Source organism: Pseudomonas sp. GW822-FHT04C11 (assembly GCF_058800905.1).
In genome coordinates, this window is the sequence record NZ_JBXAMS010000006.1 from 149,887 (window position 1) to 162,893 (window position 13,007).

Annotated in this window: 11 protein-coding genes; 7 read left to right on the forward strand and 4 right to left on the reverse strand. The window is 58.8% G+C overall.

The window, feature by feature from the left end:
• Positions 1-8: 8 nt before the first annotated feature.
• The 7 genes from AC1RJ3_RS12190 (at position 9) to AC1RJ3_RS12220 (ending at position 8,194) form a co-directional block, all read left to right on the forward strand.
• The gene (locus tag AC1RJ3_RS12190) at positions 9-686 is read left to right on the forward strand and encodes a heavy metal response regulator transcription factor (RefSeq protein ID WP_103319145.1); all 678 of its coding nucleotides are present in this window, start codon (positions 9-11) and stop codon (positions 684-686) included.
• The gene (locus AC1RJ3_RS12195) at positions 676-2,040 is read left to right on the forward strand and encodes a heavy metal sensor histidine kinase (protein WP_493079145.1); all 1,365 of its coding nucleotides are present in this window, start codon (positions 676-678) and stop codon (positions 2,038-2,040) included. The genes AC1RJ3_RS12190 and AC1RJ3_RS12195 overlap by 11 nt, the downstream gene beginning before the upstream one ends.
• Positions 2,041-2,192: 152 nt before the next feature.
• Positions 2,193-2,417 carry a hypothetical protein gene (locus tag AC1RJ3_RS12200; protein ID WP_347929992.1) on the forward strand — a complete coding sequence of 75 codons (225 nt, stop codon included), beginning with the start codon at positions 2,193-2,195 and terminating at the stop codon, positions 2,415-2,417.
• A 233-nt stretch (positions 2,418-2,650) separates the two neighbouring features.
• Positions 2,651-3,931, forward strand: a complete 1,281-nt coding sequence (locus AC1RJ3_RS12205; RefSeq protein ID WP_493079238.1) for an OprD family porin — start codon at positions 2,651-2,653, stop codon at positions 3,929-3,931.
• A 149-nt stretch (positions 3,932-4,080) separates the two neighbouring features.
• Positions 4,081-5,583: a sensor domain-containing diguanylate cyclase gene (locus AC1RJ3_RS12210; RefSeq protein WP_347928960.1), complete on the forward strand. Its 1,503-nt coding sequence runs from the start codon at positions 4,081-4,083 to the stop codon at positions 5,581-5,583.
• Positions 5,584-6,014: 431 nt separating this feature from the next.
• The gene (locus tag AC1RJ3_RS12215; protein WP_493079148.1) at positions 6,015-7,397 is read left to right on the forward strand and encodes an MFS transporter; all 1,383 of its coding nucleotides are present in this window, start codon (positions 6,015-6,017) and stop codon (positions 7,395-7,397) included.
• A gap of 26 nt (positions 7,398-7,423) precedes the next feature.
• On the forward strand, positions 7,424-8,194 hold the full coding sequence (locus AC1RJ3_RS12220) for an AraC family transcriptional regulator (RefSeq protein ID WP_493079239.1): 771 nt from the start codon (positions 7,424-7,426) through the stop codon (positions 8,192-8,194).
• A 351-nt stretch (positions 8,195-8,545) separates the two neighbouring features.
• On the opposite strand, the gene lpxC is transcribed toward AC1RJ3_RS12220, so the two are convergent.
• From lpxC to AC1RJ3_RS12240, 4 genes are all read right to left on the reverse strand, one after another.
• A complete protein-coding gene (lpxC, locus tag AC1RJ3_RS12225; RefSeq protein ID WP_054595720.1) occupies positions 8,546-9,457 on the reverse strand; it encodes a UDP-3-O-acyl-N-acetylglucosamine deacetylase in 912 nt (303 codons plus the stop codon).
• 112 nt (positions 9,458-9,569) lie between these two features.
• On the reverse strand, positions 9,570-10,763 hold the full coding sequence (gene ftsZ, locus AC1RJ3_RS12230; protein ID WP_054595719.1) for a cell division protein FtsZ: 1,194 nt from the start codon (positions 10,761-10,763) through the stop codon (positions 9,570-9,572).
• 98 nt (positions 10,764-10,861) lie between these two features.
• Positions 10,862-12,124 carry a cell division protein FtsA gene (gene ftsA / locus AC1RJ3_RS12235; RefSeq protein ID WP_347928957.1) on the reverse strand — a complete coding sequence of 421 codons (1,263 nt, stop codon included), beginning with the start codon at positions 12,122-12,124 and terminating at the stop codon, positions 10,862-10,864.
• Between the two features lie 14 nt (positions 12,125-12,138).
• On the reverse strand, positions 12,139-13,005 hold the full coding sequence (locus AC1RJ3_RS12240; RefSeq protein WP_054595718.1) for a cell division protein FtsQ/DivIB: 867 nt from the start codon (positions 13,003-13,005) through the stop codon (positions 12,139-12,141).
• Between the last annotated feature and the right edge of the window lie 2 nt (positions 13,006-13,007).

The window sequence follows — 13,007 nt, forward strand, 5'->3', positions numbered from 1 at the left end:
GGCGGGTCATGCGCGTTCTGATTATCGAAGACGAAGAGAAAACCGCGGATTATCTTTACCGCGGCCTGACCGAACAGGGTTACACCGTGGACCGCGCGCCGGACGGCGTCGAAGGTTTGCACCTGGCGCTCGAAAACGATTACGCGGTGATCATCCTCGACGTGATGCTGCCGGGTCTCGACGGCTACGGCGTGCTGCGCGCCCTGCGTGCCCGCAAACAGACCCCGGTGATCATGCTGACCGCCCGTGAGCGTGTCGAAGACCGGATCAAAGGCCTGCGCGACGGTGCCGACGATTACCTGGGCAAACCTTTCTCGTTCCTCGAACTGGTCGCCCGCCTGCAAGCCTTGACCCGCCGCAGCGGTGGCCATGAACCGGTGCAAGTGACCATCGCCGACCTGTGGGTCGACTTGATCAGCCGCAAGGCCACCCGTGCCGGTACGCGGCTGGACCTGACCGCCAAGGAGTTCTCGCTGCTCAGCGTGCTGGCCCGGCGTCAGGGTGAAATTCTCTCGAAAACCGCGATTGCCGAGATGGTCTGGGACATCAATTTCGACAGCGACGCCAACGTCGTCGAAGTTGCGATCAAGCGTCTGCGGGCGAAGATCGACGGGCCGTTCGAAGAGAAACTGCTGCACACCATTCGCGGCATGGGCTATGTGCTGGAGAGCCGCAGTGCGCAGTAACAGTATCGCCCTGCGCCTGAGCGGCATGTTCACATTGGTGGCGGCGCTGGTGTTTCTGTTGATCGGCTGGGCGCTGTATCAACAGGTCGAAAAGGGTCTGGCGCTGTTGCCGGCAGCCGAACTGGATGCGCGTTACAGCGTGCTCGAATCCACGGTCGGACGCTTTGGTACGCCAGAGCACTGGGTGAAGATCAACAACAAACTCAAGCTGCTGAGTGAAGAGGACAAGCGCATCAGTTTCTGGATCATCAGCGGCGATGCCAACTACGAGTACGGCAACATCACCCCGCAGATCCGTGCCTTGGCGCAAGGGCCAACCGGCAAGCGCGACGTACAGCTGCCGGAGCAGTCCTATCCGATGAAAGTGCTGGTCAGCCAGTTTCCGGCCAAGGACCAGCGTCCACCGCTACGCTTCATGATCGGCATCGACACGCAAACCTTCTATGAGACCCAGCATCACTTGCTGATCGCCTTGATCAGCCTGGCAATCATCGGTGTGCTGCTGGCCTCGGCGCTGGGTTACTGGGTGGCGCGAATCGGCCTCAAACCGTTGATCAAGTTGTCGCAGGAAGCTCAACGACTGGCACCGCCGTTGCTGTCCTCACGACTGCAACTGTCGCCGCTGCCGCCAGAACTCAATCAGTTCGTCAGCTCGTTCAACTCGACGCTGGAGCGGGTCGAGCAAGCCTACACGCGACTTGAATCGTTCAACGCCGATGTCGCCCACGAACTGCGCTCGCCGCTGACCAACCTGATCGGTCAGACCCAGGTTGCCCTGACCCGTGGGCGCTCGGCGGAACACTACTTCGAAGTGCTGCAATCGAACCTTGAAGAACTCGAACGGCTGCGCTCGATCATCAACGACATGCTGTTTCTGGCCAGCGCCGACCAGGGCAGCAAGGCCACCAAACTGACCACCACCTCGCTTGCGGACGAAGTCGCCACCACTCTGGACTACCTGGATTTCATCCTCGAGGACGCCCAGGTCAAGGTTCAGGTCAGCGGCGATGCCCAGGTGCAGATCGAAATCGCGCACCTGCGCCGGGCGCTGATCAACCTGTTGAACAACGCCGTGCAGCACACCGCTCCCGGCCAGGTCATTCGGGTGCAGATTGATGTTCAGGAGCATCAGGTCAGTATCGGCGTCGCCAACCCTGGTGAGCCCATCGCCAGCGAACACCTGCCGCGCTTGTTCGAGCGCTTCTACCGGGTCGACGCCTCGCGCAGCAACAGCGGCGCCAACCATGGCCTGGGGCTGGCCATCGTCAAGGCGATTGCGCTGATGCACGGCGGCAATGTGTTTGTGCGCAGCGATAACGGCGTGAATACGTTCGGGATCTATTTGCCGATTTGATTCCTGTGGCGAGCGAGCTTGCTCGCCACAGGTCGGTGCGACTGTTGCTCTTGATGCAACAGTCCTTTATGTAATCCGCTCTTTTTCCCGCCACCCAAGACCTTTACCTTGGCCACACCAAACAGCACTTGCCAAGCAAGAAGGTTTTCCAGATGTCCAACAGTATGGGTATTGCCAGCGCTTTCGTTTTGTCGTCCTTGTTGTTGTCTCCCTTTGCCATGGCTGAAGAGTCGCCGGCATTTGTCGCGCATAATGCTGCGCGTGCCGCAGCCTTCGACAAGGCCCAGGCTGAACTGACCGCAAAAGCACAGAAGTCTGAGCAAACCCGGCAAACATCCGCCAGCCAGGCTCAACCACAGGTTGAAAAAGACAGCTGATCCTTAACACCACTCAGTTTCCCTCGACACTTCTCAGGGCTCTTTCCCTTGAGAAGTTGTCTTCCAAGCCGCTGCTATCAGCGGCTTTTTTTCGTTGTGTATTTGTCAGGCATTCCTTCGTTATTACCCAATAAGAAACACCCGGATATTAACTATAACAACGCTTGTTATTGACCCAAGGAGCTGTATCCCGCGTGAGCATCACCCTCAAACTCAGTCCGCTATTCATTGCAATGGCCGCAACGATGGCCGCAAACGTCCAGGCCGCCGACGACTCCAGCCGCGAAGGTTTCGTTGAAGGTGCAAGCCTTAAACTCAATGCCCGCAACTACTACCTGAACCGCAACCGTCAGCAGCAGACTAACGACAACATCGAATGGGGCCAGGGTTTCCTCGGTATCTTCGAATCGGGCTACACCCAGGGCCCGGTCGGTTTTGGCGTGGATGCCAACGCCATGCTCGGGCTCAAACTCGACGGTGGCGGCGGCACCGGTGGCTCGAGCATCCTGCCGATCAGCGATGACAACGGCAAAGCGCCGGGCTCGTTTTCAAGCGCTGGCGGTGCCCTGAAAATGCGCGCCCTCGACACCGAGCTGAAAGCCGGCGACCTGTTCCTCAACAACCCGGTAATCGCCGGTGGCATGAGCCGCATGCTGCCGCAGACCTTTCGCGGTGTCAGCCTGACCAACCACAGCTTCGACGGCTGGCTGATCGAGGGCGGCCAGGCCAGCTTCACCAAGCCTTACAACCAGAGCGGGCACCAGCGTATCGGGACGTCCTACGGCAAACTGGCAGACGGCGACAAAAGCCAGCACCTGAACTGGGCCGGCGTAGCCTGGAGCGGCCTGCCGGGCCTGACCAGCAGCCTCTATGCGTCCGAGCTCAAGGACATCTGGAACCAGTACTACTACGACCTGGACTACACCTACGCGGTCAATGAGCTGATCAGCCTCAACCCGGGCCTGCACTACTATCACACCCAGGACACTGGCGACGCACTGCTCGGAAAAATCGACAACAACACCTACAGCCTGCACTTCACCGTGGGCGTCGGTAGCCACAGCGTCACCGCCGCTTACCAGCGCGTGAACGGCAACACGCCGTTCGATTACATCGCTCAGGGCGACAGCATCTTCCTCGACAACTCACAGCAGTATTCGGACTTCAACGGCCCGAACGAGCGTTCGTGGAAGCTCAAGTATGCCTATGACTTCGCTGGCGTCGGCGTGCCGGGCCTGACCTCCGCCGTGTCGTATTCGCGTGGCACGCTGGACCTGACCAAGGTTGACCCGAACAGTCGCGGTTATGCCAGCTTCTATAACGAAGCGGGTAAAAATGCCAAACACTGGGAGCGTGATGTCGATCTCAAGTACGTGGTCCAGGGCGGTACGGCCAAGGATCTGGCGGTGCGTCTGCAATGGGCCACCAATCGCGGCGGCAACGGCTACGGCGCGCTGGATACCGACACCGATGAATACCGGGTGATCGTCGACTACCCACTGAACGTTTTCTGAGAAAAATTCACAAAAAGGCCAGCACCGGTGCTGGCCTTTTTTGTATCCGGGATCTATACATGCACTGAGATCAACGAACTGATATCTGCAATGCCGCCCGGTTTGTCCGGGAACTACGCTGATGATGTCCCTGTGCAGAAATCAGAACCATGAGTGCAAACCGCACATACCACGCCATAACAGGCTCTGCCCGCCGACCGGAATTGCTGCTGGTTCTCGGCAGCTCGCTGACCGTCGTCGCGATCATCGCCATCGTCACCTTCCTGCTGATCCGCGAACACGCCAATGCCATGCAGGCGGCCACGCGGGGTGCGACCAACATCGTGCAACTGATCGACGCCGATGTGCTGCGCAACGTCGAGCTCTATGACCTGTCACTGCAAGGATTGATCGCTGCCGCCCAACGTGACGACCTGCAGAAGGTTTCGGCGCAGATCCGCCATCTGGTGCTGTTCGACCGCGCAAGCACCGCACGTTACAAGGGCGATGTACTGCTACTCGACCAGCAGGGCAAGGTAATCGCCAACTCGTCGTCAATTCAGCCCAAACAGGGCAATTTTTCTGACCGTGACTACTTCCAGGCTCACGTCGGCAACAGCGATAGCGGGATGTTTATCAGTCGCCCGTTCAAACCCCGTTGCGACTGCCCCGAGAACGATCAGTGGCGCATCAGCTTCAGCCGGCGCATCTCTTCGCCCACCGGAGAGTTTCTTGGCGTTGCCGTCGCGTCCATGCAACTGGCGTACTTTGACGAGCTGTTCAGCAGCCTGGACATCGGCTCCAACAGTACCCTCAACGTGCTCGACAAGGACGGCATACTGCTGGCGCAAAAGCCCATGCTGACCGATGCCAGCATTGGCAAGAGTTTCGGCAATCGTCCCAACGTCATACGCATCATGCGTGAAGGCAGTGGCAGCTTCAGCAGCCTGTCGAGCATGGACCACCAGGAACGCCTGTACACCTTCTCGCGCGTCGGCAACCTGCCGTTGACGGTCAGCGTCGCGCTCTCCATGGACGAAATCTTCGCCAGCTGGAGACGCACCGCGTACGTGATCAGTGGCGCAACCGGTGTGTTGTGTATCGGCTTGATGTGGCTGACCTTGCTGCTATGCCGCGAATTACGCCTGCGCCATCACGCCGAGCAGGAACTGGCGCAACAGGCCGCCATCGATGCCCTCACCGGCGTGGCTAACCGGCGCACCCTCGACCAGGCCCTGAACCATGAATGGTCCCGCGCCCAGCGCTCGGGCAAACCGTTGTCGGTGCTGATGATCGACGCCGATCACTTCAAGTCGTTCAACGACCGCCACGGCCATCAGAGCGGCGACGATGCCTTGCGCGTGCTCGCCAGGGTCATCAGCGAAAACATCCGTCGCCCCTCCGATCTCGCCGCGCGCTATGGCGGTGAGGAGTTTGCCGTGGTGCTGGCCGAGACTGACAGAAGCGGTGCACTGCGAATTGCCGAAAATATCCGCGCTGCAGTCGAGCAACTGCCACCGTTCGAAGGCGACGAGTCCCCCATCACCGTCAGCATCGGCCTCTGTACCTCTACAGGACAACCGGGCGAGAGCCTGGAAAACCTGATGTATGCGGCCGACAAGGCGCTGTATCAGGCCAAGCATCGCGGGCGTAACCGGGTGGTCGCCAGTTGAAAGATCGCAGCCAGTCGTCGGAGCTGCCGCAGGCTGCGGATCTTTTAAAAGAACCATGAAAGGCCAACGCCGAGCGTTGGCCTTTTTCTTTTGAGCAGCCTCTACGGGATGCAGGTTCTCAAAAAAGACAGTTGATTGAGTCACTGTCAGGACGTCGAGAGTGCTGAAGCACGACCGATGGCCATCGTCCGTTTCATTCGATTAGTTGTCCTGATTGAGCATTTTCGTAACCCAGGCAGTTACGTAAGCTGATTTCCCGTCGCGACCGCACGAGCGGAACGCTAACCGCCTGCGCTTCAAAGAGATCTTCCAGTCGCACGACCTGATTCGCAATGTCGATGAGCACATGGATTTCGATACTGCGGCCATCGTGTGGGAGTTTTCCAGGGCCAACGCGATTCACACCCAATACTTCCTCTGAGGACGCCGGCATGAAGCCGCAAACGCTTGCACCCATTGACTCGATCAGCCAGGAGAAGCATTCCTTGAGTGTCCTGGCCGTGCTCGTCGCTCTGTTTCTCGCTGCCATGGACAGCACTGCAGTCAGCACCATACTGCCGCAGATCAATGCGCAAATGCAGGACACAACGCTCTATCCCTGGGTTGTCTCGGGCTTCTTGCTGCCTCTGGCACTGATTGCGCCGCTGGCCGGCGCACTGGCTGATCGGTTCGGAATTTCTTCGATGATGAAAGGCAGCCTGCTGATCTTCATCGCCGCATCGGCAGTGGTTGCCAGTAGCCAGAGCATGGTCATGCTGATTGCAGGCAGAGCCCTGCAAGGTATCGGGGCGGGTGGCATCATCGTTCTTTCCTACTCGATGCTGGCATCACTCTTCGAAGGGCCAAAGCGTGCCAGCATGCAGGGAATGCTCAGCAGTGTCTGGGGCCTGGCTGCAGTATTGGGCCCTGTAGCGGGTACGGCACTGGGCAGCACCTTGAGCTGGCGTGCAGTTTTTTGGCTCAATCTGCCACTGGGCTTTTTGGCATTGATGGTGCTGCTTTTCACCCCCGTGATCGGCCGAGGCCGATCAGCCAGGACTGTGGATCCCATAGCGCAGGTTTTTTTGGCCATCGCCGCTTGTGCAGGACTGTTCATGTTAAGCAGTCAGCACCTTGACATGATCCCGCACCCGATATCGACGCTGGCGATTGTGATGCTCATCAGCCTTGTGGCACTGGTAGCTCGAGTCCGCGCGACACCTGCCGGCAGTCCGGTGCCGTTGGGTTTCTTTGATCGGCCAGCGCTGGGAGCGGTCATGGCTTTGGTGGTTATCTCGAGCATCGGCTTGTACGCCACGGTCAGCTTGTTGCCCATCGCTCTCAGCCGTACGTCGGGCAGCGCATTGTCGACAGGGTTGCTGATCATGCTGGCCGCGTTGGGCTGGGTGGTAGGCGCGACCGTCTGTGGCAAGCGTCTGTCGAGCGTCGGCTTCAGGTCCATGGCAATAGCTGGGATGTCGATGCTGATGCTCGGTTGCATAGGGGTGGCTGCGGGACTGCAATGGTCGCAGTGGTTGGCCATTGGTGCAGGCCAGGTACTGGTCGGACTGGGGATGGGCTTGACGGCCACTACGACCCTGGTGCTCGCGCAGAACAGCGCCCCGCATGATCAGCTGGGAGCCTACACGTCCACGGTGCAATTTCTGCGTAACCTTGGCGCGGCGTTCGGCGTCAATGCGATGGTGGCTATTGCGCTGTACCTGCCGCCCAACCGGGCCTACCAGGTCACTTTCCTGCTGCTAGGTCTTTTGATGACGGTCGGTTTACTCTTTGCCTTTGGACTGCCTTCGCACGGCGGACCGCAAAAAAGGTAGACGGAGTAGCAATGCGTTTCGCTGACATGGATCACACAGCATTAGTTATTGAAAGGCAGTTGAGCAGGATGGCCGATGAGGAGAGCGAGCCTCATCGACACCATCTCGGGCAATTCGTGTTAGTGAAAAAGGGCGTGCTCCATGGCAATGCCATCGAGCAACGCTGGTTACTCAAACCGGGAATGGCGGTCTGGATTCCGCCACAGACCTTGCACTCTGGTGAGGCTTACACACAGGTAGACCTCACGGTCTTGTACCTTGGCCCTGAACTGTGCGAACGCCTCTCTCCGAGCATCAAGCTGATCGATGCCTCCCTGCTGATCATCGCCCTGTGCGACCGATTGGCCGAGGAAAGCACTCGGCCGCTTTCCAAACAACGGCGCGGCAGCATGTTGCAATTGTTGTTCGAGGACATCGAAGAACTGGCGCCCAGCAATATGGTCCTGCCTTTACCGCGTGACGCACGGCTCAAGCGTGTCACCGAGCAACTGATTGCCAAGCCTGGGATGCGTAGGAACCTGACCGAATGGGGTCGCGAGGTAGGCGCCACCGAGCGGACTCTGGCGCGCCTGTTTCGCAAGGATACCGGTTTACGTTACACGGACTGGCACAACCGTCTGCTGCTCGTGGAGGCATACCGTGGCCTGGCGGTCGAGAACACCAACGAGACCCTGGCGCAGCACCTGGGATTTGCCTCGGGCGATTCGTTTGGTCACTGGTTTCGGCGCGTCACCGGTAGTAGCCCAGGCCAGGTGCGCAGTACCTTGCAGGCCGTGAGCACGGGCTCCGAGCAATGACTGCCGGCTGCTCAGCAGATCCATCCGGGGGTTGTAGGTCAGGCGACATGCACGTCACTGATCTTGCTGGTGATGCTGCAAAGCCATTTTGACCTGGATCTGTTAACCCTGAAAATCTTCTGATGCGCCACTTGGCATACTACCGAAAAATAACGCACGGCCGTCCACAGCATCATTGCCCTTGGCTAACACTTCCCTTTTGTCGGGTGTAGAAGACGTCCACCTCCAAGTCACCAGCGTCGCCACCACAGCCAAGCTGGTTGCGTTTGCGCGCAACGCGCCATGCATGCCTTACGCACCATAAAAAAAGGCCGCCCGAAGGCAGCCTTTAAAAACTAGAGAGGTTTTTGCTTACACGGCCGCAACGGGACGCATGTAAGAGATCGGTGCAGTACTGGCGTCTTCAAACGTCACGACTTCCCAAGCATCTTTCTGCTCAATCAATTTGCGCAGAAGCTGGTTGTTCAGTGCGTGGCCCGACTTGAAGCCTTTGAACTCACCAATCAGGCTATTGCCCAGCAGGTAGAGGTCACCAATTGCATCGAGGATCTTGTGCTTCACGAATTCGTCTTCGTAGCGAAGGCCGTCTTCGTTCAGTACACCATCCGCGTCGACCACGATGGCGTTTTCAACACTACCGCCGAGTGCGAGGTTGTGCTTGCGCAGGTACTCGATATCACTCATGAAACCAAAGGTCCGGGCGCGGCTGACTTCTTTTACGAACGAAGTGCTGGAAAAATCCACGCTGGCACTTTGAGTGCGGTCACGAAACACCGGGTGATCGAAATCGATCTCGAAGCTCACTTTGAAGCCTTCGAAAGGGACGAAAGTGGCGCGCTTGTCGCCATCTTCCACTGTCACTTCACGCAGGATCCGGATGAACTTCTTGGCTGCGTCCTGTTCTTCCAGGCCAGCCGATTGAATCAGGAATACGAAGGGTCCAGCGCTACCATCCATGATCGGGACTTCGGACGCGGAGAGCTCGACGTAGGCGTTATCGATGCCCAGGCCAGCCATGGCCGAGAGCAAATGCTCCACCGTGTCCACTTTGACGTCACCGTTGACCAGTGTCGTCGACATAGTGGTTTCACCAACGTTTTCCGCGCGAGCAGGAATCTGCACCACAGGGTCCAGGTCGGCACGACAAAACACGATGCCGGTGTCTACAGGTGCTGGCTTGAGGGTCAGGTATACCTTCTCCCCGGAGTGCAGGCCTACACCTGTGGCACGGATAATATTTTTCAGGGTGCGTTGTTTAATCATGGCTTGGGCCGCTTCAGCGCAAATTGCGAACTGGTATCAACAAAGGCTGGCGATAATAGCAGACCAGACCTTTGCTGAACACCAATCACCTTCATAGCCCTGATACATTCCATCAATCGGCCTGACGACGCAGGAATGCCGGGATGTCCAGGTAGTCCAGATCGTCTTGCGGATTCATCTTCGCGGCAGTCGCAGCACCGGCTTGAGCCTGGTTGCGCATGACGGTCGGACGGTCCAGGTCACGGTAGTTTACCGCTGGCTGTTCCTGGCGTGCAGGGGATTGTTGTTGTGGCTGCGAAGCCATGGAGGTGTGAACGGTGTTGTCGATGACCTTGACAGGCTTCTCGATTTTCGCGCCCAGACCGGTGGCAACCACGGTAACGTGCAGCTCGTCGCGCATGTCCGGATCGATAACGGTACCGACCTTGACCATGGCGTGTTCGGAAGCGAAGGCTTCGATGATGCTACCCACGTCGGAGTACTCACCCAGAGACAGGTCAGGACCGGCGGTGATATTCACCAGGATACCGCGTGCACCTTGCAGGTTCACGTCTTCGAGCAGCGGGTTACGGATAGCCGCTTCGGTCGCTTCACGCGCACGGTTAGGACCGCTGGCGCAGCCAGTGCCCATCATCGCCATGCCCATTTCGCTCATCACGGTACGGACGTCGGCGAAGTCGACGTTGATCATGCCCGGACGCTTGATGATGTCGGAGATACCGCGAACGGCACCGGCCAGTACATCGTCGGCCTTGGCGAAAGCCGACAAGAGGCTTGCGTCTTTACCGAGGATGGTCAGCAGCTTCTCGTTGGGAATGGTGATCAGCGAGTCGACGCTTTCAGACAGCAGGCGGATGCCTTCGTCTGCGATCTGCATGCGCTTGCGACCTTCGAACGGGAACGGACGAGTCACTACCGCAACGGTGAGGATCCCCATTTCCTTGGCCACTTCGGCAATGATCGGCGCAGCACCGGTACCGGTACCGCCGCCCATGCCGGTGGTGATGAACACCATGTTTGTGCCTTGCAGCACTTCGGCGATGCGCTCGCGGTCTTCCAGAGCGGCCTGACGACCGACCTCAGGGTTCGCGCCAGCACCCAGACCTTTGGTCACGCCGGTGCCCAATTGCAGGATGGTCCGCGCGCCGATGCTTTTCAGCGCTTGGGCATCAGTGTTGGCGCAGATGAACTCAACGCCTTCAATGTTGCTCTTGACCATGTGATTCACAGCGTTGCCGCCGCCACCGCCAACACCGATAACTTTAATAACCGGGCTTGCGGGGATGTTGTCTACGAGTTCGAACATTTTCCCTCTCCTTACATTCTCTAGTTTTTTTCGCCTACTGCGCCTACTGCGTACAACGGTGCTGCGGTGTCACGGTGTTACGGTGTTACGGTAAATCTTCAGAAATTGCCCTGGACCCAGCTTTTGATGCGATCGATCAACGGGCTCTTGGCCTCTTCGTTGTTGTAGCTATCGCGACTGCTGCTGATCCCCGAGAAGGAAATGCCATCGGACTGCTTTTGCAGGCCATACATCAGCAAACCAACGCCGGTGGAATAAATCGGGTTGCGCACTACGTCGTCCAGGCCTCTGACGCCATGCGGTACGCCCAGGCGTACCGGCATGTGGAAAATCTCTTCGGCCAGTTCGACCGCGCCTTCCATCTTCGAAGTACCGCCGGTCAGCACGATGCCGGCCGGGATCAGGTCTTCGTAGCCGCTACGACGCAGCTCGGCCTGGATCAGCGTGAACAGCTCGTCGTAACGCGGCTCGACCACTTCGGCCAGGGCCTGACGGGACAGCTCGCGCGGCGGACGATCACCGACACTTGGGACCTTGATGGTTTCACCGGCGCCGGCCAGTTTGGCCAGGGCGCAGGCGTAGCGGATCTTGATTTCTTCGGCGTACTGGGTCGGAGTGCGCAACGCCATGGCGATGTCGTTGGTCACCTGGTCACCGGCAATCGGGATCACCGCGGTGTGACGAATCGCGCCTTCGGTGAAGATCGCGATATCGGTGGTACCGCCACCGATGTCCACCAGGCACACGCCCAGCTCTTTCTCGTCATCGGTCAGTACCGAGTACGCCGACGCCAGTTGTTCGAGAATGATGTCGTCGATTTCCAGGCCGCAACGACGCACGCATTTCTCAATGTTCTGTGCAGCGTTCACCGCGCAGGTGACCACGTGGACCTTGGCTTCCAGACGTACGCCGGACATGCCCAAAGGCTCACGCACGCCTTCCTGGTTATCGATCACGTAATCCTGCGGCAGCGTGTGCAGTACGCGCTGATCCGCCGGAATGGCCACGGCCTGGGCCGCATCGAGCACGCGCTCAAGGTCGGCCGAGCTGACTTCGCGATCACGAATCGCCACGATGCCGTGGGAGTTCAGGCTGCGAATGTGATTGCCCGCCACACCGACGAACGCCGAGTGAATCCGGCAGCCAGCCATCAGTTGCGCTTCTTCGATCGCACGCTGAATGGACTGCACGGTGGATTCGATATTCACCACCACGCCCTTCTTCAGGCCGCGGGAGGGGTGAGTACCGATCCCGACGATTTCCAGTTGGCCATCGGCCGCGACCTCGCCTACCAGCGCCACCACCTTGGAGGTGCCGATATCCAGACCGACGATCATTTTGCCGCTTTGCACGTTTGCCATGGTCCTGCCTCTTCTCAATTCTTCGCGACAGCGCGTTGGGCCGTCGTGGGCGCTACAGGTTCCCGCCAGCCAACGGCCAGGCCGTTGGCATAACGCAGGTCGATGCGCGCAATGTTCGTAATCTGTTCTTTAAGCGTCTTGTCGTAGATGGCAATGAAACGGCGCATCTTTTCCACCAGGTGATCGCGTCCCAGCAACAACTCGATCCCAGGGCCCGCGCTACCCGCACCAGTGGTCAGAAACCAGCTGCCGCGTTCACGCAATTCCAGCCGGGCAATCGAGAAGCCCAATGGCCGTAACATCTGGCTCAACACCTGATACTGCTGCATCACTTGCTGCTGGGCCCGTTGTGGGCCGAACAGCTGTGGCAAATGTTCGTAGTTGGCCAATTCACGCGGCGTAAACGCCTGCCCCTGGTTGTTCAGCAACGCTTCGTCACCCCAACGGGCCACGGGCAGTTGCTCCTCCAGGCGAATCACCACCTGGTCAGGCCAGACGCGACGCACTTCGGCGTGGGCAATCCATGGCATCTGTTCCAGCTCGGTACGCATGCTCGCCAGGTCAATGGTGAAGAAGCTCGCCGCCACGTACGGGGCGATCCGCTGCTGCACTGCTTGCTGGCTGATGTAACTCAAATCGCCCTGCACGTTGATCTTGGTGATCGGCCGATCGGCGTACGGCAACAAGCGCTGTGCACCTTCGTAAGTACCGAACCCCAACGCGACCAACAGCACGGGCCAGAACAAGGCTTTGAGAAAACCAAAATTGGCTTTCGGCAGGCGCACCGACATCGGCTCTTTGGCCACCATTCGGCTGGCACCCCGCGGCACCGGCTTGCGGCCGGGTGCGGATGGCTGATGACGTAGCTGGGCGCCTTGCATGG

Bases quoted from the DNA above. Each gene is read 5' to 3' on its own strand.
- ftsZ (WP_054595719.1), bottom strand. From the start codon at position 10,763: ATGTTCGAACTCGTAGACAACATCCCCGCAAGCCCGGTTATTAAAGTT.
- AC1RJ3_RS12220 (WP_493079239.1), top strand. From the start codon at position 7,424: ATGGATCACACAGCATTAGTTATTGAAAGGCAGTTGAGCAGGATGGCC.
- AC1RJ3_RS12205 (WP_493079238.1), top strand. From the start codon at position 2,651: ATGGCCGCAACGATGGCCGCAAACGTCCAGGCCGCCGACGACTCCAGC.
- AC1RJ3_RS12210 (WP_347928960.1), top strand. From the start codon at position 4,081: ATGAGTGCAAACCGCACATACCACGCCATAACAGGCTCTGCCCGCCGA.
- AC1RJ3_RS12200 (WP_347929992.1), top strand. From the start codon at position 2,193: ATGTCCAACAGTATGGGTATTGCCAGCGCTTTCGTTTTGTCGTCCTTG.
- ftsA (WP_347928957.1), bottom strand. From the start codon at position 12,124: ATGGCAAACGTGCAAAGCGGCAAAATGATCGTCGGTCTGGATATCGGC.
- AC1RJ3_RS12240 (WP_054595718.1), bottom strand. From the start codon at position 13,005: ATGCAAGGCGCCCAGCTACGTCATCAGCCATCCGCACCCGGCCGCAAG.
- AC1RJ3_RS12215 (WP_493079148.1), top strand. From the start codon at position 6,015: ATGAAGCCGCAAACGCTTGCACCCATTGACTCGATCAGCCAGGAGAAG.
- AC1RJ3_RS12190 (WP_103319145.1), top strand. From the start codon at position 9: ATGCGCGTTCTGATTATCGAAGACGAAGAGAAAACCGCGGATTATCTT.
- lpxC (WP_054595720.1), bottom strand. From the start codon at position 9,457: ATGATTAAACAACGCACCCTGAAAAATATTATCCGTGCCACAGGTGTA.